This window comes from Micrococcaceae bacterium Sec5.1 (assembly GCA_039636795.1).
Taxonomy (GTDB): domain Bacteria; phylum Actinomycetota; class Actinomycetes; order Actinomycetales; family Micrococcaceae; genus Arthrobacter.
Genome location: CP143430.1, coordinates 2,251,817 through 2,273,937 on the forward strand (window position 1 = coordinate 2,251,817; position 22,121 = coordinate 2,273,937).

Annotated in this window: 17 protein-coding genes and 2 pseudogenes; 12 read left to right on the forward strand and 7 right to left on the reverse strand. The window is 60.0% G+C overall.

Annotated features, from left to right (window positions below; all coding sequences use genetic code 11):
• Nucleotides 1-8: 8 nt before the first annotated feature.
• Nucleotides 9-164: a hypothetical protein gene (locus tag VUN82_10430; GenBank protein XAS74200.1), complete on the forward strand. Its 156-nt coding sequence runs from the start codon at nucleotides 9-11 to the stop codon at nucleotides 162-164.
• A 1,595-nt stretch (nucleotides 165-1,759) separates the two neighbouring features.
• On the opposite strand, the gene VUN82_10435 is transcribed toward VUN82_10430, so the two are convergent.
• The gene (locus tag VUN82_10435) at nucleotides 1,760-3,547 is read right to left on the reverse strand and encodes an FAD-dependent oxidoreductase (GenBank protein ID XAS74201.1); all 1,788 of its coding nucleotides are present in this window, start codon (nucleotides 3,545-3,547) and stop codon (nucleotides 1,760-1,762) included.
• A 52-nt stretch (nucleotides 3,548-3,599) separates the two neighbouring features.
• The gene (locus VUN82_10440) at nucleotides 3,600-4,901 is read right to left on the reverse strand and encodes an MFS transporter (protein ID XAS74202.1); all 1,302 of its coding nucleotides are present in this window, start codon (nucleotides 4,899-4,901) and stop codon (nucleotides 3,600-3,602) included.
• Nucleotides 4,902-5,089: 188 nt separating this feature from the next.
• Here VUN82_10440 and VUN82_10445 point away from each other — a divergent pair, with 188 nt between their 5' ends.
• Nucleotides 5,090-5,944, forward strand: coding sequence for a TIM barrel protein (locus tag VUN82_10445; protein XAS74203.1), 855 nt, complete (start codon nucleotides 5,090-5,092; stop codon nucleotides 5,942-5,944).
• A 5-nt stretch (nucleotides 5,945-5,949) separates the two neighbouring features.
• Nucleotides 5,950-6,735, forward strand: coding sequence for an SDR family NAD(P)-dependent oxidoreductase (locus tag VUN82_10450; GenBank protein XAS74204.1), 786 nt, complete (start codon nucleotides 5,950-5,952; stop codon nucleotides 6,733-6,735).
• Here VUN82_10450 and VUN82_10455 read toward each other — a convergent pair.
• Complete coding sequence (locus VUN82_10455) at nucleotides 6,732-7,733, reverse strand: LacI family DNA-binding transcriptional regulator (GenBank protein XAS74205.1); 1,002 nt, start codon at nucleotides 7,731-7,733, stop codon at nucleotides 6,732-6,734. The two genes, VUN82_10450 and VUN82_10455, sit on opposite strands and share 4 nt — an antisense overlap.
• An 808-nt stretch (nucleotides 7,734-8,541) precedes the next feature.
• On the opposite strand from VUN82_10455, the pseudogene VUN82_10460 reads away from it, so the two are divergent.
• The 5 genes and pseudogenes from VUN82_10460 (at nucleotide 8,542) to VUN82_10480 (ending at nucleotide 11,517) form a co-directional block, all read left to right on the forward strand.
• Nucleotides 8,542-9,673, forward strand: a pseudogene (locus tag VUN82_10460) (IS701 family transposase).
• Nucleotides 9,674-9,985: 312 nt separating this feature from the next.
• Nucleotides 9,986-10,279, forward strand: coding sequence for a hypothetical protein (locus VUN82_10465; GenBank protein XAS74206.1), 294 nt, complete (start codon nucleotides 9,986-9,988; stop codon nucleotides 10,277-10,279).
• A gap of 88 nt (nucleotides 10,280-10,367) precedes the next feature.
• Nucleotides 10,368-10,661: a hypothetical protein gene (locus VUN82_10470; GenBank protein XAS74207.1), complete on the forward strand. Its 294-nt coding sequence runs from the start codon at nucleotides 10,368-10,370 to the stop codon at nucleotides 10,659-10,661.
• Complete coding sequence (locus VUN82_10475; protein ID XAS74208.1) at nucleotides 10,658-11,224, forward strand: MBL fold metallo-hydrolase; 567 nt, start codon at nucleotides 10,658-10,660, stop codon at nucleotides 11,222-11,224. Before VUN82_10470 ends, VUN82_10475 begins: the two co-directional genes overlap by 4 nt.
• 119 nt (nucleotides 11,225-11,343) lie before the next feature.
• Nucleotides 11,344-11,517, forward strand: coding sequence for a hypothetical protein (locus VUN82_10480; GenBank protein ID XAS74209.1), 174 nt, complete (start codon nucleotides 11,344-11,346; stop codon nucleotides 11,515-11,517).
• A 352-nt stretch (nucleotides 11,518-11,869) separates the two neighbouring features.
• Here the strand turns inward: VUN82_10480 and VUN82_10485 are convergent, their stop codons facing one another.
• On the reverse strand, nucleotides 11,870-12,070 hold the full coding sequence (locus VUN82_10485; GenBank protein XAS74210.1) for a hypothetical protein: 201 nt from the start codon (nucleotides 12,068-12,070) through the stop codon (nucleotides 11,870-11,872).
• Between the two features lie 175 nt (nucleotides 12,071-12,245).
• Here VUN82_10485 and ppsA point away from each other — a divergent pair, with 175 nt between their 5' ends.
• Nucleotides 12,246-14,645: a phosphoenolpyruvate synthase gene (gene ppsA / locus VUN82_10490; protein ID XAS74211.1), complete on the forward strand. Its 2,400-nt coding sequence runs from the start codon at nucleotides 12,246-12,248 to the stop codon at nucleotides 14,643-14,645.
• Nucleotides 14,646-15,488 (forward strand): pyruvate, water dikinase regulatory protein, encoded by an 843-nt coding sequence (locus VUN82_10495; protein XAS74212.1) that lies wholly within the window; start codon nucleotides 14,646-14,648, stop codon nucleotides 15,486-15,488.
• 220 nt (nucleotides 15,489-15,708) lie between these two features.
• Here VUN82_10495 and VUN82_10500 read toward each other — a convergent pair whose 3' ends face one another.
• Entirely contained in the window at nucleotides 15,709-16,740 is a 1,032-nt protein-coding gene (locus VUN82_10500) for a DUF4192 domain-containing protein (protein ID XAS74213.1), read from the reverse strand.
• 339 nt (nucleotides 16,741-17,079) lie between these two features.
• Here VUN82_10500 and VUN82_10505 point away from each other — a divergent pair, with 339 nt between their 5' ends.
• Together VUN82_10505 and VUN82_10510 are read left to right on the forward strand one after the other, a co-directional pair.
• Nucleotides 17,080-17,244, forward strand: a complete 165-nt coding sequence (locus tag VUN82_10505) for a hypothetical protein (GenBank protein XAS74214.1) — start codon at nucleotides 17,080-17,082, stop codon at nucleotides 17,242-17,244.
• Between the two features lie 492 nt (nucleotides 17,245-17,736).
• A complete protein-coding gene (locus tag VUN82_10510) occupies nucleotides 17,737-20,583 on the forward strand; it encodes an NACHT domain-containing protein (protein ID XAS74215.1) in 2,847 nt (948 codons plus the stop codon).
• A 243-nt stretch (nucleotides 20,584-20,826) separates the two neighbouring features.
• On the opposite strand, the gene VUN82_10515 is transcribed toward VUN82_10510, so the two are convergent.
• Nucleotides 20,827-21,087 carry a hypothetical protein gene (locus tag VUN82_10515; GenBank protein ID XAS74216.1) on the reverse strand — a complete coding sequence of 87 codons (261 nt, stop codon included), beginning with the start codon at nucleotides 21,085-21,087 and terminating at the stop codon, nucleotides 20,827-20,829.
• 113 nt (nucleotides 21,088-21,200) lie between these two features.
• Nucleotides 21,201-22,045, reverse strand: a pseudogene (locus VUN82_10520) (CoA ester lyase).
• Nucleotides 22,046-22,121 lie beyond the last annotated feature (76 nt).

The window sequence follows — 22,121 nt, forward strand, 5'->3', positions numbered from 1 at the left end:
TACTCGCCATGATCGGACTGGTGTTCGTGGTTCCCGAAAGCCGGAATCGTGTCTCGGGCCGGTTCGATCTTGTCGGCGCGCTCGGACTCACGCTCGGCCTTGTCGCTCTGCTGCTCGCGATCTCTCGGGGTGCTGAGTGGGGTTGGGGAATGCCCTCACAGTAGGACATTTCATCGCGGCAGTTGTCGTCTTGCTGGCCTGGGGACTCTACGAGTTGCGCGTCCAGGACCATCTGGTGAACCTGCGCTCTGCCTCACGCCGCCAGGTCCTTCTCACCAACCTCTCCGCGATCAACGTGGGGTTGGCGTTCTTGGCAGTGACGCTGGTTCTCCCCCAAATTAATTGCACTTGCCGACATCCACCGGGTACAGAATGGGTCTGTCCATGGTCGCCGCCGGAATCTGTGGGGCCCCGATGGGACTTTCGATGATTGCGGTCGCACCGCTCGCGGCACGCCTGTCAACTGCAGGCGACGCGTTGATGTTTAAGCGACGAAGTTTTCGGTTCCAAGGTCGGCGCGGTAGCGCCCTGGTTGCGTGGAGGGCCCGCCCAGCGATCATGCGGCATATCAGAATGACAAGCAGCGATGGAACTTCTGCCTGTCCATCGATGCCGAGCAACCAAGCGGCATGACTTATCAAGACAAGGTCGGTTCAGAACGCGGCCGCCATTGCGGCTCGGCGTGGGGGAGGCTCCACAAAGGGGAAAGTGGCGGATTTTAGGATTGCAAATGTCTGTTGAAGGGGGAGCCAAGTCTGTGAGGAGAAAGGAAAAGCGCATCCCTTCGTTTTCGGAATGCGGTCGTAGGTTGAAGGCTTCAAGGGGACGGAAATCGGGGTGTGGACATTGTCCACAGTCTTGGCCTCGGACTGCGTAATACTGCCACCGTACTGCTTCGAATTCCGCATGTTTCCGCCACTCCCAGTGTTTACAAGGCTTGGAATCCCGTTCGAGTCCCACCGCGGGCACGGCATACCCCCTCGCCAGAGAGGGTTTTTGCGCGTGTACATTCTGGTTGGTCGGGTTCCCTCTGACACGGGCCGCGGGGTGTGCCTGGCGCCGCGGGTCGCCTTTTTGGTTGTGGGGGAGCGGTTCAGGGTCGGGGCTAGTGGGCCCTCCACTTGCTCTGAACTGGGGTTATGGGTTCCTCTCTTGGTTCGTCGGGTAGGTCGTGGTTGTCCTACACCTCTTCATGGGTACGTGTGCTGGGGGCAACATGACTTCGAGAATCTGCGTCAAAGGCCTGGTCTTGGCTCGCTGCTGGCATAAGGAGATCCACCTGGCCCGGTCCTTTTGTCAGGCCAAAGGGGGTTTGGACATTGTTCACATTTAGGTCTGCTCTATTCTGACTGATTGGAAACATTGGCTTGTCCCTCCTCTGGCCTGCATTTGCACTTCATTGCATCGGAGTGGCCATTGCGACAGGCCGCCGACGCGCAAGCACTGCAAGCCCAGGGCCATTCCGCTGCGAGAGCTCCGTCGTTACAGCCGACGGAGTGCTTTCAGGTTTGGTTTCGTGCGCGCCGTCATGCCGCGCTACGAATGAAGAGGCGGGGTCCCGCGCAAATTAATAGGGCGTAGCTCGCCCTCCGGAGCCCCATTGCTCACGCGATTGTCCGCTGAGCTTGTAGAGGCCGAAGAGTTTGCCGATAAGAACCCCTATGTCTCCATTATCGATGTAGTCTCGAATGACTGGTTGCCTGACACTTTGCCTGGTCGATGACGGGTTCGTTATGACCTCCCAACGTGATTCTCGCCCCTATGCTCGAACAGACGCCTCCACTGATGTTGAGGGCCCGTCGTCTTCGTAGCAGGTGATGCCGGCCAGGTCGCGTCCGGCGATGTATCCGAAGGTGAGGGCGGGGCCGAGATTGATCCCTCCTGCGGGGTAGTGGCCACCCATGACTGAGGCTTGGTCGTTGCCGGCGACGTAGAGTCCATTGATGGCTCGCCCTGCGTTGTCCAGGGCACGTGCGCGTGGATCTGTGGCAAGGCCTGCGAAGGTGCCGAAGGAGCCGGGGAGAACCTTGACGGCGTAGAACGGACCCTTTTCCAGGGGTCGGAGAGATGGGTTGGGTGTGTTCTTAGGGTCTCCGCCGTATCGGTTGAATTCGGTGGTTCCCCTGTTGAATTCGGGGTCGATGCCTTTGCGGGCGTTTTCGTTGAAGTCCGCCACGGTTTGTGCCAATGCTGTTGGATTAATGCCGCAGACGGCGGCTAGTTCTTCGATGGTGTCGCCTTTTTTCAGGTAGCCGGATCGGAGGTAGGGGAATAGTGGGACGGGGCGTGGTTTGGCCATTCCCAGGGGGAACTTGCGGACGTAGGCGGCGTCGGCGATTTGCCAGGCTTCGACCGGTTCGCCGTCGGGTGTTGCTTTGAGCATTCCTTCGACGTAGTCGTAGTAGCCGTTCGCTTCATTGACGAAACGTTTGCCGTTGCGGAGCACGCCGATGCTGCCTGGTTTGGCCCGGTCCATGATGTGGGGGAATGTTCCTGTGCGGCCGTTGCGGTAGGGAACCAGGGAGACCGGGCACCAGGCGGCGGGTGATTCGACGTTGGTGTCAAAGCTGGCCCCGACGGCTTGGGCCATCGTTATGCCGTCTCCGGTGGTTTCCTTGGGAGCCAAGGTCCAGTGTTCCTGGCCCGTGGGGGTTTTAGGGAATAGTTCTGCGCGGCGTGCCACGTCGTTGGGGAAGCCGCCCGTGGCGAGCACGACGCCGCGCGAAGCGTTGATGGTATACCTTCCGTCGGGTGAATGTACGACGGCGCCGCTCACCTTGCCTTCCTTGTCGGTGAGTAAGTGTTGGGCTGGTGTGGAGACGCGGATGTCAACACCAAGGTCGTCAGCTGATTTCAGGAGCCTGGCGATGAGTGCGGTGCCGTTGACGAGTTGCATGTTCCGACGGTGGATGAGCAGATCCAGAACGTGGAGTCCCACCCGCCATGTTGCATGGAGAAGGCCTTGGATGTTGCCCTGGGATGCGGAGAGGAATTTAGTCAGGTCGGGTCCGGCCATGACGCCCATGCCAAGGAATGAGGTTTCGTAGAGCTGGTGGCGCGCCTTTGCCCGTAGCTCGGGCTTGATATTGCGTGCATTGAGGGGTCTGGGGCCTACGGAGCGGTTTCCTGTGCCCGCGCCAGGGGTCTGCCCATAGATGTCTTTGATCTTGGCCCCGGGGACGAATTGGAGGCTGGTCTTGTTGTGGAAAAAGCCGACCATGTGAGGTACTGCTTCAAGGAAGGCCTCGATCCTATCCGCGTTATAGTTCCTGCCGATGCGGTGGCGCAGGTACGTGCGGAAAAGTTCCCGGTCCTCGTTGATTCCCGCGGCTTTGGCCAAGGGGTTACCTGGAGTCCAGGCCCACCCACCGGACCAGGACGTGGCACCGCCACAGACGTCCGCCTTTTCCACGACGATGACCTTCAGCCCGTGGTAGGCCGCTGTGACCGCTGCCGACAGGCCGCCTGCCCCCGAGCCGACGACGAGGACGTCGCAGTCAAACGTGGTGCCGGAGGTTGCGCTTGATTCATTGGTTCTTATGGTCATCACTCGGTTATGGCCTTCAGTGTTGTTGGGTGGTTTCGTGGCTGCTTTGGGTTTAGCGGTGTTCTTTGTTGGCCCACTTATAGGACCAAAGGCTTGAGACCAGTGCTATGAGGCAAAGCCCTGCGAGGAGTGCTGCTGCCGGCACCCAGCTGCCGCTGCTTGCCATCAGGGCGGTGGCGATCAGGGGAATGAAACCGCCGACGGCGCCAGCCAGTGCGTAGGCAAATCCGGCGCCGCTGTATCGGATCCGGACGTCGAACATGTCGGTGAACCACGTTTGCTGGACGCAGGTGGAGATGTTGTGTCCGAGGTTGATCAACGCGACGAAGCCAAGGATCATCGGGAACAGATCGCCGCTTTCAAGGGCCGCGAAGAACGGGGCTGCTGCAAGCGCTGCGGCCAGTGGGCCGATGATGTAGAACCATTTCCGGCCGAACTTGTCGGCGAGTCGGCCCCAGAGGGCAAGGAAGGGAATGGCCAGGACCATGGCGACCATGGAAGCGGTCAGGACGGTTGAGGATGGGGTATCAGTGAAGTTCTTGACATAGGCAAGTGAGAACGTGAAGCCCATGTAGAAGGTGCTTTGGTCCACCATTCTCATGCCGATCACTGCCAGGATCTTTTTCGGGCTTGTCCGCAGGGCTTCGGCCAAAGGTGCCTGGGCGGCTTTGTGTTCTTCCTTGGCTGCGGCAAACTCCGCTGATTCCGGCACGCCTGCCCTGATCCAGAGGCCGACGAGGGCGAAGAGGATGCTGATCACGAATGGCAGCCGCCAGCCCCAGGCAAGGAACTGTTCTGGGGTGGTCATGGCGGTGACCAGCGAGAACGCCGCGGTGCCGAGCAGCAAGCCAACGAACGAGCCGATCTGCACGCCGGTCGCCAGGAAGTTCCGCTTACCTGCGGGTGCGTTTTCCACCGCCATCAGGGCCGCGCCGCCCCATTCCCCGCCGACAGCCATACCTTGGATGGCCCGCAGGGTCACCAGCAGGATGGGCGCGGCGACACCGATGGCGGTGTAACCGGGGAGCAACCCGATGGCCGTGCTGGCCAGGCCCATCATGATGACGGTGATGAAGAGCATGGTGCGGCGGCCGTACTTGTCACCGAAGTGGCCGAAGATGGCCCCGCCCAGCGGGCGGAACAGGAACCCGACGGCGAAGGAACCCATGGATGCCAGCAGGCCGGCAACTTGGTTGTCGGACGGGAAGTACAGGGGACCGAAGACAACGGCAGCGGCTGTGCCATAGAGAAAGAAGTCGTACCAGTCAACGACTGCGCCGACTGTGCTGGCCAGTGCTGCACGGCGGCCTGCCCTGGCGCTGATCGTTACCGGGGGATGGGTGGGAGTGCTCATGGCGGCAGTGCTCCCTGTGCTGGGGGTTTGGGGACTCGTCATTGCGGTTCACCGCAACCTTTCTGTAGCTCGGCACCTTTGCCGGCGAGTGGGATAAGTGCTTTAATGACTACGCAGTCATTTAGTGATTTTGATCATACGCGCATCGTTGGATCGCGGTCAAACACCCATTAAGCAGGACGGAAGTTATGAACAGAACCATTGGTCTGGCCCACTTGTCAGCGTTGCATCTGAGCCCGCCCGAACTGGTCCAGGCTGCGGCCAACGCCGGCTTCACCTCTGTGGGCATCCGCGTTTACCCCGCGACAAAGGGCGAATCGAGCTACCCCATGGCGATTGGCTCCACCATGTTTGAACAGACGATTGATCGTCTCGCAGGGACGGGAATAGCGGTGCGTGATGTGGAGGTATTCACGCTCAACGGGAACCGTGGGCGCGCCGAATGGGAGGCCGTGCTTGAAGCGGGAGCTGCCCTGGGTGCGAGTGTTTTGAATGTGATCGGCAGTGATCCGGAGGGGGGCCGCCTAAGGGACAGCCTTGCGGCGCTGGTCGAAGATGCCCGCGCGTTCGGGATCAGGCCCTCCGTTGAGCCGATCTCCTACCAGCCCCTGGCATCCGTGCCTGGAGCGGGACTGCTTGTTCAGCAAACGGGATGTGGAATCATGCTCGATGTTCTTCACTTCGTGCGTGCTGGCGGCCGGATTGGCGAACTGAAGGAACTGCCGGCAGGGGCAGTGACTGTAATCCAGCTATGTGACGGCCCAGCCGACACCCCGGACTTGCCGGTCCCGCGTGCCATGCCCTTGGGACAGGACGTCAACGGATCCCCCCGGCAGATCGAATCCCGGTCAAAGAGGCTTGCCCCAGGGGAGGGTGTCTTCCCACTCAGGGAGATCCTGGACCTCTTCCCGGACACGCCGATCAGCGTCGAAGTCCCTGACGTCCTGGCTGTAGAGGCGCAAGGCACAGTTGCCCACCTCCAACATCTCTATGAGGCAGCCGCAACGCTGACCCGCACCCCCCCGAATACCGAAACGAAGTGAACACCATGAGCGAACTCACCCAAGAAACAACAACCCGAACCGCAACCCCGGAGACCTATTGGCCCGGTCGCTTCCAGGACCAGGTGATCCTGGTGACCGGCGCCGCTGGCGGCCTCGGCTCGGACACCGCGGACCGGCTGGCACGCGAAGGTGCCACAGTTGTCTGCACGGATGTCAGCGCCGGCGGCAGGGGTGACGGCAGCAGTCCGTCGAACTGCATGGCACTGAATGTCACCCAAAGGCCGGACTGGGACCACACCGTGCAGGCCGTTCTGCAGCGGTACGGCAGGATCGACGGGGCGCTCTTTGCCCACGGCATCCAGGGACCGGAGGTTCCCGTGACGGAGATGCCGGCAGAGGGATGGGCCAGGACTCTGAGCGTGAATCTGGACGGCTGCCTCCACGGCTTGGCCAGCATCCTGCCGGTCCTCACCAAGCAGGCCTACGGCAGGATTGCCATCCTGTCATCTATTTCCGCGCGTGAAGGGAATCCGCACCAGGCGGCCTACTCGGCGTCAAAGGCTGGCCTGGTTGCACTGGTGAAAACGGCGGCCAAAGAGGTGGCCCCTTACGGTGTTACGGTCAATTCCATCGCCCCGTCCATGATGAAAACCCGGCTCCTTCAGGACCTGAGCCCTGAACGAAACGCCCAGCTCCTCGCCAAGGTTCCCATGGGAAGGGTCGGGCTACCGGAAGAATTCTCGGCTCTGGCCTCATGGCTGCTATCCACCGAGGCCAGCTACATGACAGGCCAGACACTGGACCTCAGCGGCGGCCGCAACACCGCCTAAGCGGGCGGGCCCGTCGTCCCCCGCACCTGCATATGGACCGGAAACACCGTCTTCATCGTTTCGCTGGGAGGCTCACCTTCGATCCTCCCAGCAAGACGGTCCACTGCCAGATACGACATCTCCGGGATCGGCTGATGCACAGTGGTGAGGTTGATGAAAGCCCACCGCGCCGGCCCGGAATCATCGAACCCCACCACGGAAAGCTGCTGGGGAACACTGATCCCCAGTTGCGCAGCGGCGTCCAACACGGCAAACGCCAAAGCATCCGTCACGCAATAAATTGCCGTCGGCCGGTCTTGGGTATCCAACAACTCGAGCGCGGCCCGGACCCCTTCTTCATGGGTTAGCCTAAGATGCCGAATCCAGTCCTCACGAACCTGAAGTCCACGCCGTCCCATGGCCGCCCGGAACCCGTCCTCACGGTCCCGGCCATTGGACCGGTCCCTCAACGTGGTCAGGAGACCGATGCTCTTGTGCCCCAGGCCTTCGAGATGGGCCACGACGAGCTCGCCAGCGCGTCGGTCATCGGCAAGGACCGCCTCGACCTCAACAGTCGTATCGTCACGGCTAAGCAAAACCGCCGGTGTCCCGCGATCCAACACCCTGCGGACGGCGGCAGAAGATTCCCGGGCCGAAACAAAAATCATTCCGTCCACCGTTGCACTGTCCAGGACATCAACTGCCTCAGGGTCAGGTGAAATGTCCGGGTCCCGGATGAGGACCATCCGATACCCGCGCTCAAGAAGCCGATTCTGCAACGACTCAACAATGACCGGATAGATAGGGCTGGTCAGGTCAGCAACCACTACGCCCACAGCGTGTGTCCGCCGCGTCACCATCATCCGGGCAGCAGCATCGGGCACATACCCAAGCTCTCGTGCCACGGAAAGAATCCGCGCTTTCGTAGCCGGGGCAACGGATGGATGGCCCCGAAGGGCACGGGATACTGTCGACTGCGACAATCCCAAATGACGGGCCACGTCAACGCTGGTTACCATTCCACCATCGTATTTCACCTGCTGTAACGGGCGGGTGACACACCCGCCGTAAGGGAATCGGCGCTTATGGACGCGGTACCTTCCATCATGTTCGGGAGAATCGAGTGTCTTTAAGGGAGCTCCCTGACGTACAGGGCTGCTCCGACCAGGCCGGCGTTTTTGGCCGAGAGTGGCAGGGACAATGCGGGGCGACGATGAAAGGTCAGCAGTTCGTCCATCGCTTTTCGTAAGGCGACCAGCAGGCTTCCCCGGCTTGGGAGAGTCCACCACCGATGACGAAAACCTCCATGCGTAGGATGCTGACATACTGGCTGATGCCAAAGATCCCAGCGTCCCAGTTCCTCCGCCAGGCAGGCGCGGAGGCCGCGCGGCGTCGAGAGCCGCTCAGCTGGCTTGACCCGACTGGGCCAGCTCGGCCACGGAAAGTCAGTGTGGAAGAGTTGGACGCCTCCGACGAGGCCGGAGAGCCGGACGCTGCGGATGCCTGTCCCGCCAGGTCCGCCACGATGGCTATCGGTGCTTCAAGGGCGAGGGTGAGCCAGGTCCGCGAGGAGCATGGTGGATGGCAAGTCCGAAGAGTCCTCGACGCGTCTGAAGTGTTGCCATGACCAGTCCGGCCAGGCTTGATCGGACAGGTACCCCGCTATGCGTCACGTCGGGTGTGGAAGTGGGGGTGTCCCTATGCTTTTCACAAAGCGGCCTAGTACTAGAGTCGCGCTTATTTTCGGTGTTGTCGGGGTTCTAATCCGACTTCGGCCCTGGATCCTGTTAATCATGACGGGTGAGCGATGATGTTTGGGTGGCAGAAATCCGGGAATGGGCTCAGGGCCTTGAGGAAATCAGGGATCTGATCGGGGGTGAGTTCGCGCGCACGGAGCCGCGGAACAATGCGGTCAACTACATCCGCGGCCTGCTTTCGGATGAGGAGCGAAAGAACTCCTGGACCTTGTCCGAGCGCGCCGGGCAGGGCACTCCCGATGGGATGCAACGGCTGCTCTCGACCACGGACCTGGGACCCTGACGCCGTACGTGATGCCCTGGTTGTTACCTGAGAAGGCATCTGGGCGACGCCAAGGGGATTTTGGCCATTGATGAGACCGGGTTCCTGAAAAAGGGGACTGCCTCGGCCGGAGTGGCCCGCCAGTATTCAGGCACTGCGGGGCGGGTGGAAAACTGCCAGATCGGGTGTTCCTGACCCATGCCTCACCGGCCGGGCGGACGTTCCTGGACCGGGAACAGTACCTGCCCAAGGCCTGGATCGAGGACCGTGCCCGCTGCAATCGCGCGGGCGTCCCGGAGGAGCAGGTGATGGCCACCAAACCCGCTCTCGCGGCCGAGATGATTGAGCGTGCACCGGATGCCGGCATCCAGGCCGAATGGGCTACCGGGGACGCGGTCTACGGCCAACACGCCGGGCTGCGCCGTCGGCTGGAGGCCCGCGGCCTGCACTACGTCATGGCCGTTACCATGAACCAGCGCGTTATCGCCCCGGCTCCCGGTTCATTCGGCGCCGAGGGCAGGGCCGATGAACTCTTCGCCGCCCTCGACGGACGGTCCTGGCACACCCGGACTGCCGGGACCGGGACCAAGGGTGAACGGCTCTACGCCTGGGCGCGGATCCGCATCAACGGCCCGACCGAAACCGGGGAACACTGGCTGCTGGCCCGCCGCTCCCTGAAAGACCCCACAGACCTGGCGTACTTCATTTGCTTCACGCCCGAGAACGTCACCCTGATCGAAATGGCCAGAGCCGCCGGGGCACGCTGGGCCATCGAGGAAACCTTCCAAACCTCCAAGGGCGAAACAGGGCTGGACCACTACCAAGTACGTCAATACACCGGGGGTACCGGCACATCACGCTCTCCATGTTCGCCCACGCCTTCCTCAGCGTCATCCGCTCAAAAAAGGGGGGCCTTACCCGGGCTCCGTGCAGCTGGTAAGGCTCTCACTGCCCGAAATCAGGCACCTCATCACACGAATCGTCTGGCACCGACAACCAGACCCCCACCACGTTAGCCACTGCTCGTTCTGGCGACGAAAACACCAACACCGCGCCCAGCAATGCCACTACAAAGCACGCAGACAGACCCTACAAACGCGACTGTAGTACTAGGGGCGTAGCATCTTCCGTTGTCGGACTCGGCGTGCCACTGGGCGTCCGTATCTTCGTCAATGTCGTCGTCCATACCGGATAATTCTGGGGTTATGCGCCACTAGGAATATTCCTCGTCGTCGCAACCGTCGCGCTGATCGTGATCGCGCCGGAAGGAAGGGCTGATCGCCTCCTGCCGCCGGCACCCCAAACGAGGCGGACGACGCTGCAGGCGATTGGCGCCTTCCTGTCAGGCTTCGCCAAGCGGGCCTTCACCCTGGTCTTTCTGTCGCGCCTGTTCTTCTCGGTTGGCATCTTCTCCGTCTTCAATTTTGTCTACTACATCATCACCGACTACACTGGCGTGGCGAATATCCCTGCCGGTAGCCCCAAGGCTGCGGTGGCAACGATTGCATCGATGAACGTGATTAGCCAGATCGCGCCATCGCCTTGATCGGGTGGATTGTCGACCGGACGAACCGCCGGAAGCTGATTGTGGCCCTGGCTTCCGTCGGGACAGGCGTCGCCTTCCTGGCGCAGTGGTGTCGCCGAACTGGGCCGGGATGGTCTTCTATGCGATCCTCGGCGATGCGGCTACCGGCGTCTACCTTGCCGTCGACGTCGCCATCATGTTCCTAGTGTTACCGAACAAGGGGTATGAGGTCCGGGACATGGCGTTGCTTGCGTTGGCCACCATCGTTCCTGCCGCCATTGCGCCGCTTGTCGCTGCGGGGATATTCCAAGTGACAGGTGGATATATCGCCGTGTTCCTTTTCGCCGTGGTGTTTACGGTCCTCGGTGCGGTGTTCATGCTCCTTGTGAGGGGTGTCCGATGACCAACCTGCCTCAGAGAGACTCTGCCGTGTTGGGCGGCATTGCCTCTCCCGCCACGCAGGGCGGACCCGACTTCTCCGCGATCCGCCTGACGCGCCACGTGACGCGCATCTACGACCGGTTGATGAGCGTACAGATGTATCTCGTCGAGGGGGAGGATCGCGCCCTTCGCGTCGATACCGGCTTTGGCGTGGGTGAGCTGCGGTCGTTTGTGTCCGCCCTCACCGACCAGCCCCTGAGTGTCTTCGTAACGCACGGGCACCTCGGCCATGCTTTCGGCGTAGGGTGGTTTGACGACGTGTACATGAGCCATGCGGACCTCGGCACTCTTAGTCAGCAGACAACGCTGCTGCAGCAGGTGCACGACGAAGCTCTTAACGAGGGCCGCATACTGGGGCCGCCCATCCATTCGGCAGAGATGAAGGACATTGTTCCCGGTCAGATTTTCCAGCTTGGCTGTCTCACTGTACGGGCCGTTCCATTCCCGGCCACAGCCCGGGCATGTATGCACTTCTTCTCGAAGAGGAACGCACACTCATCACAGGGGATGCGGCAAATCAACTAACGTTCCAATTTATCCCGGGTTCTTCAACTATCTCCGAGTACCGCGAGACGCTTCGTGCAGTCGATGCAGAGACTGCCAGACGATATTACTGGATATACATCTCGCACGGGACGGGGAACGTGCCCATCTCCTTGTTCGCAGACCTTGATGCTCTGTGCGAGCAAATCCAAGATCGGACAGACGACGCCATCCCGTTTGAATTCATGGGTGCCAAGGGTCTCGTGGCTCGCCGCCCGTTGGAAGGCATAGAGGACCCCGGAGCGAACATCGTGTACCTCGCCGACCGGATCTGACCTAGGCAGACGCGGCGCAACCCGGCACACCGCGTCTGCCTAGGCGCGTCTCGGTCATGACCGAAGAGCACTTTCCCCGGGGGCACGCAGTTCGCTACGGCGGCAATTTCAATGCAACGCACCCGTCTGCATTCTGAGCTCAACATCGAAGGAGCTCCGCGAGGCTCCAAGGCCTAAGCCCTGTGTCCTGTCGGGATCAATCCCGTGCAGCCTACGCTCTTCATGGGCCGGGTCATACCCGGAATTATCACTTTTCCCGCGTTTCATATTTTCCCTCTCCGTTGCTAGCAGTTGCGCCGGTTCAGTGATGGCCTGCAGGATTGGTGTCCACAATTGCCTCACGTCAGGGTATCTAATGAAGGGAAGCCATGCGTTCCATGAGTCGATCACGCCTGCATGATGATTTGTCCTTCTGGGCGGCGGCGAGAGCCTGGCCGAAGTCCTCAAGCGCCAGCTCAGTGCAGTAGGCCGGAGTTCCGGGTTGCTGGCGCCACGGTTCAGCGAGGGAACCGTCGTCATAGGCCTCAAAGCCTGTGTGGTGCACCCACCGCATCAAGACTTCACGCTGAAGATATTCCCGCGGAGCCCTGCTTTGGTGACTTTCCGTTACTCCGGAATGATGTTGTACGTGTCACATCTATTTGCTTCCGGCAGTGTGCGGCCACGATCCTTGCAAGACCTAGTTTTTTTAGCGCTTGTCAGAGCGTGCCCAATGGAGGACACAATTAATGACTAACGTTCTTTGGTTTTCTGAGCTTGGCTTGTCCGACCTTGACCAGGTTGGCGGCAAAAATGCATCGCTTGGGGAAATGGTTCGGAATCTCGCCTCTGCAGGGGTGAAGGTTCCGGGCGGTTTCGCGACGACGGCGGACGCTTACCGGCGTTTTCTGGCGGAGTCAGGCCTGGATGCACGGATTGAAGGCATTCTTGAGGGTCTGGACAGTGCCGATGTGACTGCTTTGGCCAAGGCCGGCCAGGAAATCCGGACCCTGATCCGTGAGACGCCGTTCCCTGCCGGTTTCGAAGACGACATCCGCACCGCCTATCAGCGCCTGACCCAGGAGCATGGCTGGGACGTGTCGTGGGCGGTACGTTCCAGTGCCACGGCAGAGGATCTTCCGGATGCTTCGTTTGCGGGCCAGCAGGAGACGTTCCTGAATATCCGCGGCATCGGGAACATCCTGCTCGCCATCAAGGACGTGTTCGCGTCCTTGTACAACGACCGGGCCATTGCCTACCGCGTGCACCATGGGTTCACCCACTCTGAAGTGGCGCTTTCGGCTGGTATTCAGCGGATGGTGCGTTCCGACGTCGGCGCTTCCGGGGTGATGTTCACCATGGACACCGAAACCGGCTTCACTGACGCTGTCTTCATCACGTCCTCGTATGGTCTGGGGGAGGCCGTGGTCCAGGGCGCTGTGAACCCGGATGAGTTCTACGTGTACAAGCCGGCCTTGGCGGCCGGACGGCCCGGCGTGCTCAAGCGCGGACTGGGGGACAAAGCGGTGCAGATGGTCTACACCGATTCCGACGAGGTTGGCCGGACTGTTGACTTCATTCCGGTGCCCCAGGATTTGCGGTCCCGTTTCAGCCTGACTGATGCCGAAGTTGAAGAGCTTGCCCGGCATGCGGTGGCTATCGAAGCGCACTATGGGCGCCCGATGGATATCGAGTGGGGCAAGGACGGGGTGGACGGAGAGCTGTACATCCTGCAGGCTCGTCCCGAAACCGTGGAATCACGCAAGGCTGCCGGGACCACTTCCCGGTACACCCTTGCCGAGCGCTCCAAGGTACTGGTGGAAGGCCGGGCCATCGGGGCCCGGATTGGCGCCGGACAGGTACGCGTGTTGTCCTCGCTTGACCAGATGGCCTCGTTCCAGGAAGGCGATGTGCTGGTGGCCAACATGACGGATCCGGACTGGGAACCCATCATGAAGAAGGCCGCAGCAATCGTCACGGACCGCGGTGGGCGCACCTGCCACGCCGCCATCATTGCCCGCGAACTCGGCATTCCCGCCGTCGTCGGCACCGGTTACGCATCCCAGATCCTGAAGGACGGCATTCCAGTGACCGTTAGTTGCGCGGAGGGAGAGGCTGGGCTGGTCTATGACGGGTTGCTGGAATACTCGCTGCACGAAACCAGCCTGGAGACCATGCCGGAGGCTCCGGTGAAGATCATGATGAACGTTGGCACTCCGGAGCAGGCGTTCAGTTTCGCCAAACTTCCCAACCATGGTGTTGGCTTGGCCCGGCTTGAGTTCATCATCAATCGGCAGATCGGCGTCCACCCCAACGCCTTGCTTGCCGTTGCTGGTGAGATCGAGCGCCCTGCAACCCTGGATGACTTCACTGTCCGGCAGATCCAGGAGAAAACTGCCGCCTACGACGGTCCACGCGATTACTACATCAGGCGCCTGGCCGAGGGAATCTCGACCATCGCCGCGGCATTTGCGCCTGAGCCGGTGATCATCAGGCTCTCGGACTTCAAGTCCAACGAGTACGCCAACCTCATGGGTGGTCCTGCGTTTGAACCGGACGAGGAGAACCCCATGATTGGGTACCGGGGAGCGTCCCGGTACCTTTCTGCAGCCTTCCGGCAGGCCTTCGAACTTGAATGCGAAGCACTGAAGTACGTGCGCAACGACATGGGTTTGACCAACATCAAGCTCATGGTTCCGTTCGTGCGGACCCTGGAGGAGGCCAGCGGTGTGATCGACCTGCTGGCCGCCAACGGGCTGCGCCGGGGCGAGAACGGTCTGGAGATCGTGATGATGTGCGAGTTGCCGGCCAACGCGCTCCTTGCCGATGAGTTCCTCGAGTACTTTGACGGCTTCTCCATCGGCTCCAACGACCTCACCCAGCTCACCTTGGGCCTGGACCGTGACTCCGCTTTGGTGGCCGAAGGCTTCGATGAGCGGAACCCGGCCGTGACCAAACTGCTGGAAATGGCGATTACGGCGTGCCGGGCCAAGGGCCGCTATGTGGGGATCTGCGGCCAGGGACCCAGCGACCACCCGGATTTTGCCGAGTGGTTGCTGGGACAGGGCATCAGCTCGATTTCACTGAACCCTGACGCCGTCACCGAGACCTGGCTGCGGCTGGCACGCACCACGAGCACCGCGGTCTAAATGGCAGAGCATCACAGCGTGGGGGCGGGTTCACCGCCCGCCCCCACGGTGTTCTTCCTTTCGGACAGCACCGGGATCACCGCCGAGACGCTGGGCAACACGCTGTTGACCCAGTTCCCCGGTCAGCGGCTGGAACGGCGGACCATCCCGTTCATCACTACCGTGGAGCAGGCACGTGACGTTGTTGCCTTGATCGACAAGGTGGCGGCCTCCGGCCCGGTACCGATCATCTTCTCGACGGCGGTGGGGCCTGACATCCGTGCCGTCCTCGCCCAAAGCCGTGGTCGGCTTTTTGACCTGTTCGGTACCCACATTGGCCAGCTCGAAGAAACCCTCGGCGCCGCGGCCAACGGCAAGCCCGGCCAAGCCCACGGCGTAGGAGACGCTGTCCGCTACCAATCCCGCATGGCAGCCGTTGAATACGCCATCGAACACGACGACGGTCAGTCGCTCCGTGCGCTCGAACGCGCCGAATTGATTCTCATCGCTCCTTCCCGATGTGGGAAGACTCCCACCACCATGTACCTGGCCTTGCAGCACGGCATCCTGGCCGCTAACTTCCCTTTGGTCGAAGAGGATTTCGACAACATGGCGCTCCCGAAGCCAATTCAGCCATTCGCGGGCAAGTGTTTCGGACTGACATCCCAGCCCGTCCGTCTGAGCCAGATCCGTCAGGAGCGACGACCCGGCAGCAACTATGCATCGCTGAACCAATGCACGTTTGAGTTGCGCAACGCCGAGGACATGTACCGGGCCAACAACATTCCTTATGTGAACTCTGCCTCCATGTCCGTGGAAGAAATTTCCGCCACGGTCCTCCAACGCATGCGACTCCATCACTGACAGGACAATGGCGCGAGTGACTCCGTTTTGAGTCGTTGCCAGAAACTGGTGGAATGCAGCGAGTGCTCACTGTTTGTCTCTTCGGTGTCCGGGGTTCCGAGCTGGCAGAAGGAAAAGCCATGGCGAGATAACGGGCGGCTGCCAAGCACTTAGATCTTTACGAAGTTTGCCCGCGGTTCTTCGAGTCCAAGGCCTGCTGGTCGCAGTATTGACTGAGGACTCACCCGATGTCGAGGTGGGTTTTGTAGGCGGTGTCTTTGTTGGTGTTCCAGCCGGAGATGATTCCGGCTCCGAGCATTTGGTCGCTGAGTCTGGCGAAGCGGTAGCCGGGGTCGGTGTCGAGGGCTAGTTGCATGTATTGGTGTGCTTTGGATCCTCGGCCTTGCCACCAGTTGATGTAGCCGATGGTGGTGAGGATGGGTGCTGCGTGTTGGGGGCTGGTTCTGGTGTAGGCGTGGATGAGGAGTTGTTGCGCCCATTCGATGCGGGACCACTTCGGTGGGGTGTTGGTTTGGGCGAAGAGGATGTGTTGTGGTGGTTCGTCGATTCCGGGAATGTCTGCGATGAGCCGGTCGCGGACGTGAGGGAATTGGAAGTATGTGATAAGGGTGAGACAGTCCTTGTCGGTGGGGAAGTCCGGTGACTCCAACATGCTTGTCCAGAGCTGGCTTGCTTCTCGGACTGCTTCGTCAGGGGGCTGTGTGCGGATGGTGTTCATGCGTTCTTCGAGGGAGGTTGATTTTGCGGCTTCCTGTGTTGGGGCTGGTAGCACGATTTTGTTGGTGGGTTCGATGGTGCTGCCGTGGTAGATGAATTCGGCGTTGACTTGGCTGTACTGGGTGGTGCTGATGGGCAGGTTGATGTCCTGTCCGGGTTCGCTGTCATAGGGGGAGTAGGCCTCGTTGTCGACGAAGATCCCGTCTCGGATGGTGATGCCGTTTTCTGCGAGGACGCCCGTGAGGGCGGCGATGGTTGCCGCGTGCGGTTTGGGCTGGCCTGGTTCGCAGTGGGTCGAGGTGTAGACGGCGAAGAGGATGCTTGTCGCGGTGGTGTCGCTGGTGAGGTAGCTGGTGACGGTGCGGGCGTAGGGGAGTTCGTTGCCTGGTTGGCGGGGGAGGTCGATGCGTAGGGTGGCGCCGACCCTGTTGTCATCCAGGGTGATGCAGACGAGGCTTTCCTTGGGCCAGAAGCCCAGGGTGTGCCCGATGAAGCAGAGCAGATCTGCGGGGTCTTTGATGGTGAGCTCATTCATTGTCCTGTTCCTTTGCCCTGTGTGTATTTCCTGTGGTCGTTGGTTTTGTGCGTCGTTCTGATAGGGGACCTGGGCGCTGGGGTTAGGGGCTGGAGTGCAACTTGGGGGACCGGGGCAGGGGCGGAAAGTTCGGGAGGATGGGAGCGACGCAGGAGTGCCGAGCGAAGTTTCCGGTCCGGGTCCGGCGCGTGAGCGCCCTGGTTGCGCGGAGGACACGCCCAGCGATGATCGGAATATCAGAATGACAAACAGCGGTTTTGCTTCTGCCCGTTCATGGACGGACCTGCCCTCCACGCCATGACGCCAACGGCTCCTGATCCTCGGCTTGGACTCACAAGAATGAGTGATGGACCCGGCGCCGGTTGCAGGTACGGCTACGTCAGCGTTGTGCGCCTGGCGTCGAAATGCCAGGCCGACGCTGCCGGCTCAGTTTTCAAAGCCGCGGTGCGTACCGGCGTCCTGGATATTGCCGACGGGAAGGGCCAAGACGGTGAACGTGGATGAGTGGTGTGCTGGTTCTGTACATGCAGACATATGCGCCGTTATCGGCATCCCGCCAAGTGAGTTAGTGGCACGCTTGGACGTCGTTCCGATATTGCGGATGGTCGGTGCCTGCAACCGATCCACGGAAGCAGCTCACAGTGCATATCCGTCCGCCTTTGAGGCGGCATTGGGCGCTTGGAGAATAATCAAAAGGCCCGAGGAGGCATGCGTGGCCGCTGACTTCCCGGAGGCGGGCGTGGTGGAAGGGTGCCAGCACTTGCAATGTACGCTCAGCAGCGTGTTGACGTGCAGGTTGTCATTACTAATCGCCTTGTTAGCCGGGCTCACGCTACCAGCCACGAATCCTTTTGTTTTGGGGGGATCGACGAGGGTGCCCTTCGGCACCGCGTCGCTCCGACACGGCAACGAGGTTTGCACAACGATGCCTTGAATTCGGGGTTAGGCTAGCGGAACTAATCGAAATCCTTCCTGCGCCACAGAAAGACTCGACAAATGTTTCTTCTTACACCTGTGATCAGTGCGGCTCTAGGAGTCGCTGCCAAACGCACGGCTGACGCTCTGTTGGACCCTCAGCACAGGCTGGAGGACCGGCTCGTGTTAGAGGAGTACGTTCAAATTGGCGATCTTATGGAAGATGAAGAAGCAGTAATCATCACTGCGGAACAGGAAAATCTCGTCCTTAATGCCCTTCGGTCCGCTGAGTGTGGGCGGCTGATTCAGACGTTCATTCTCTCTAGGATGATCTTGGATCCTGCTGATCTGGACGGCATACGCGTCGAGTTCACTGAAGCGTTGAAGCGCCTGCTGGAGGTGGAGTTCAAAGACCAGGTCTTTATTGCTGGCGAGTTGGCACTATCCATTTGGCCGTTACTTGAAAACTTTGTGGCCCACGTTGGATCAGATGCACTGTCAAGCAACGTTAAGGGTCTACTGACTGCCAGGAGAGCCATAGACGCAGCCTCCGAGATATTGCAAGACAGCGCACCCGTTCCGTTGTACGTCCGCCAGCTCCTCGAGTCAATTTCCGATTTGGAACGCATCAAACTTGCTAGGAATGCAGCTTCTGACATCCGTCGTGAGATCCTGAGTTCATTCGATCAGATGTATATGGAACATCTACTCGAAGGAGATTTCCGTGTGGATAAGAAGGACGTCTTTATCCACCGCACCCTAACGGAAAGAGGACAGTCCACAAAGAGTGTGGAGACGACCGAATTGCCAATAGGACCCAATGGAATTGGTAGAGTTGTTGTCCTTGGTGATCCCGGCGTTGGCAAAACGACATTACTTCGCCACATCGTTGCAGAGATCTCTGCAAACGAAGACGGGGCTATGGTGCCTATTCTTGTAACATGCAGGAACTTTAGCCCGGATAACGCCTTTGAGATGGATAAGTGGGTCACCCGCGACTTTAGAGTAGTCCGGAGCTTGAATATCGAAGGTGCAGTGATCAAAGACCTTCTGGCAACGGGTCAAGCCGTGGTCCTCTTCGACGGCTTGGATGAAGTCATTGATCCAGGCCGTCGTAGTCAGCTGGTATCAGAGATAGAGGGCTTCGTTCGCAGATATCCGTTGTGCCCGGTCCTCGTCACAGCACGTCGAGTTGGCTATGAACGTATTGCACTAAAGGAAAACTTCCGAGTGTTCGGCCTGCAGGAGTTCACGAATGAGCAGGTTCGCGAATATGCGCGACTTTGGTTTCTTAAAAGAAATGCGCCTGAAGTCACGCCCCGCTTTCTTATGAATTCAGAATCGATTAAAGATATCCGCTCCAACCCCCTCATGCTCTCACTGCTCTGTGATGTATACCGAGCCAGAGGTCACCTCCCGCGTAATCGCTTCGAGGTGTACGGGAACTGTGCAGATCTACTGTTCACGCGTTGGGACTCGATGAGGGATATAGAGGCACCGCCAGACCACAGAAGTTATGGAGGCAGGCTTTTCGAAGAGCTAGCGTGGTTGTTTCATTCTAGCCAAAATGCACGCTCGGGTGTGGAGGAGCGACAGTTGGTCCGGCTTTTGGCGGAGTTTTTTAGGAGAAATGCCGGCGTCGACGTTAGTGAGTCTTCAGTAAGAGCGCGTCGGTTTCTTGATTTCTGTGCTAATAGGGCTTGGTTGCTTTCTGCACAATACCGCAATGATCGCGGTGAGAGGATTTTCAGCTTCACACACCGCACCTTCCTAGAATATTATGCAGCTCAAGCAATCGTTAAGCGTTCTGAACATCTAAATGAAATCGTCACGGCCATTCGTAATGCTTTTGTTCATGACCCCAGTTCGGTCCTTTGCGACCTGATTCTTCAATACTACGACAGCACTAAGTATGATGGCGGGGCAGATATACTCCTGGCGCTGCTCAAGTCCCACGAACACGAAGCCGAGCAGGCAGCCGAGGCGCGACTTTCACTGTGCCTTCGTCTCGCCGATGCCATAGCGCTACCGAGCCATGTAATGGATGTTCTTGTTGATTCTATCCGCAGCGCATGGTCCCACATGTTAGCCTCCTCCACTCGGGAGTCGTCGTTTGCGCTATTTGCGCTGAACCGCGATGCGCGGACCAGGATTATCTTGCGCGCCAAGGAGACCTACTCATTGAGACCGCATGCCGGCAAGCGTAGCCAGGACAATTTGTCTTTTCTCGAAGGGCTTGTTGAGCGATGGGTCTGGTTCGACGCTCTCGGCATGACAGCGCTGGCAGATGAAGGGTGGACAGAATCGATCAACGAAATAATTCTGTTGGGCCACGAACATGAACCCTGGAAGTCCGGGGAGGTCCTGAGCTACATACTTCGACACGCCCTTAAATGCGAAGTGACTTTAGCGGAGGTAACATTCCAGGACCTCCTAGCTCTCAACGCGTTTAACCAAGGTGCTCCGGGGTTGATAATAGACGCACTGTTCGCTCCACCGATGCATCCCGGTTCTCCCGTTGCCTGGGAGGACTTGGCTGTTCCCTTTAAGTCGTCAAGCAGCCGGGCTAGGAAAGTTGACTACGGGCTGGCACGACTAATCTGCGGCGCGTTGGAAGTAGGCAACTATAGGAGCTTGCAGCATGCGTCACGAGAAATGCTCTATTGGTTTGCCTTCGTCTCGTATGAATACTCAGGCGAAGCGTCCTTCTGCGAAGAAGTAGAGGATATGGCTTTCGATCGTTCACTTCTACCTGATATTTTGGATCAACGAAGTGCTGCTGAGGGGCGCGGCAAGGTGGAATCCCAAAGAGATCCTGTTCTGGACTCCCTGCTTAACGCAGTCAACGATGTCATTCCGGACGCCCAGGACCGGCGTTGGATAAGGCAATGGATAAGAGGGAACTCATCGTTGTTGACCGATAAGTAGCGTTGCTGGCTGCGAGCATCGCCTTTCCTCAGAATTGAGGAAATAGTTGCTACGCCTACTGACAATCAAAAGTCGATTCGTAGCTACATCGTTGGAGAACGCCGCCAGATTGCGGAGTAGTCCACTCCGAATGCAGACGTGGCAGCCACCACGGCGCTGCCGGGATCCTGCCGCCCTATGATGACATGCACCTGGGGAACAACCCAACCGCCCGGCCCGGTTACGAGATGTCGGTCGTGTAGATCACTGTAATCGGTATCTGTCATCGGCATGGTCTTTGTAGTTCAGGCCCACGCAGAGGATCTTGCCGGCCCTCGGTGACGCCGCGCGCAAGGTCACTTCGGATAGGGGAACCCGGGATTCGGTCAGACGGGCGGCACTGGCAAGGAGATCGGCGGAGGTTTCCGGTCCGATGTCGGTGAGCCCGGCTAGCGGGATGAGGTAATCGCCGTGAACTTCGCCGAGGTAGTTGTGACCCTTATACCGGTAGTTTGCGTAAGCCATTCGTTCTCTCTGGATGGTTGTGTTTGCTGATGAGGCTGCTGGGGTCGGACGTGCGAAGGGCATGGTTGTTCGCCTTGGCCGCCTCATGCAGGCGTCCGCGTCGGGAGCGGGCGTTAGTGTGCCGGGTGCACGCCAAAGGCGACGGCCAGTTTCATGATCTTTTCGGCGCGGCCCAGGCGGGGCAGGTCGGAACCGTCGCGGATGACGCGGCCGTTGGCTTCGAAGTCATTCATGAAGTCGGTGGCCCAGGCAACGTCTGACGGGGTGGGGCTGATGACCTCGTTGATCACGGGGGTCTGATCGATGGCCAGGCACAGCTTGCCGGTCATGCCCATGGTCACGGTGATACCGGTCTGCTCTCGAAGGATGGGGTGGTTGGTGCCTACAGTCGGGCCATCGATGGGGCCCGGCAGATTGCCCACGCGGCTGGCAACGACGAGCTTGGCACGCGGGTACGCCATGGCCTCGGGGTAGCGGCCATGCCGGTGTCGCGGCGGAAATCGCCGGAACCGAAGGCCACGCGGAACGCACCCTGGGCCCGGGCAATGTGGTTGGCTTCCTCGATGCCGAGGGCCGATTCCACCAGCGGGATCACGGGAGTCTTGCCGTCCATGCGGTGGTAGCTCTCGGTGACCTGGTCCGCGGACTCGGTCTTGGCGAGCATCACGCCCAGCAGCCCCGTGCCGCGCAGGCCGGCCAGGTCATCGGCCCAGAACGGGCTGGTGGCGTCGTTGATCCGGACCCAGGCCTTGCCACCGGCGGTCAGCCAGTCGATGACGTTGTTCCGGGCCTGGTCCTTCTGCGAGCGGTCCACGGCATCTTCAATATCCAGGATGATCGAGTCGGCGCGGGAAACGGCCGACTGGTCAAACAGTTCCGTTTTCATGGCATTGACCAGCAGCCAGGAACGGGCGATCTCTGCGGGGATATTGCGTTCAAGGACGACGCCCGGGAGCACGTTCCTTAGGACCGGGGTGGAGTAGGAGGTGTCGTCGGTGCTTTGGGGCATGTAGGTGGGCTGGGTCATGGGTCTC

What these genes read in the sequence shown, in the direction of transcription:
- VUN82_10515 (XAS74216.1), bottom strand. Translation starts at nt 21,087, where the DNA reads ATGGCTTACGCAAACTACCGGTATAAGGGTCACAACTACCTCGGCGAA.
- VUN82_10450 (XAS74204.1), top strand. Translation starts at nt 5,950, where the DNA reads ATGAGCGAACTCACCCAAGAAACAACAACCCGAACCGCAACCCCGGAG.
- VUN82_10445 (XAS74203.1), top strand. Translation starts at nt 5,090, where the DNA reads ATGAACAGAACCATTGGTCTGGCCCACTTGTCAGCGTTGCATCTGAGC.
- VUN82_10440 (XAS74202.1), bottom strand. Translation starts at nt 4,901, where the DNA reads ATGAGCACTCCCACCCATCCCCCGGTAACGATCAGCGCCAGGGCAGGC.
- VUN82_10455 (XAS74205.1), bottom strand. Translation starts at nt 7,733, where the DNA reads ATGGTAACCAGCGTTGACGTGGCCCGTCATTTGGGATTGTCGCAGTCG.
- VUN82_10500 (XAS74213.1), bottom strand. Translation starts at nt 16,740, where the DNA reads ATGAATGAGCTCACCATCAAAGACCCCGCAGATCTGCTCTGCTTCATC.
- VUN82_10475 (XAS74208.1), top strand. Translation starts at nt 10,658, where the DNA reads ATGACCAACCTGCCTCAGAGAGACTCTGCCGTGTTGGGCGGCATTGCC.
- VUN82_10435 (XAS74201.1), bottom strand. Translation starts at nt 3,547, where the DNA reads ATGACCATAAGAACCAATGAATCAAGCGCAACCTCCGGCACCACGTTT.
- VUN82_10485 (XAS74210.1), bottom strand. Translation starts at nt 12,070, where the DNA reads ATGCGGTGGGTGCACCACACAGGCTTTGAGGCCTATGACGACGGTTCC.
- ppsA (XAS74211.1), top strand. Translation starts at nt 12,246, where the DNA reads ATGACTAACGTTCTTTGGTTTTCTGAGCTTGGCTTGTCCGACCTTGAC.
- VUN82_10510 (XAS74215.1), top strand. Translation starts at nt 17,737, where the DNA reads ATGTTTCTTCTTACACCTGTGATCAGTGCGGCTCTAGGAGTCGCTGCC.
- VUN82_10430 (XAS74200.1), top strand. Translation starts at nt 9, where the DNA reads ATGATCGGACTGGTGTTCGTGGTTCCCGAAAGCCGGAATCGTGTCTCG.
- VUN82_10505 (XAS74214.1), top strand. Translation starts at nt 17,080, where the DNA reads ATGAGTGATGGACCCGGCGCCGGTTGCAGGTACGGCTACGTCAGCGTT.
- VUN82_10495 (XAS74212.1), top strand. Translation starts at nt 14,646, where the DNA reads ATGGCAGAGCATCACAGCGTGGGGGCGGGTTCACCGCCCGCCCCCACG.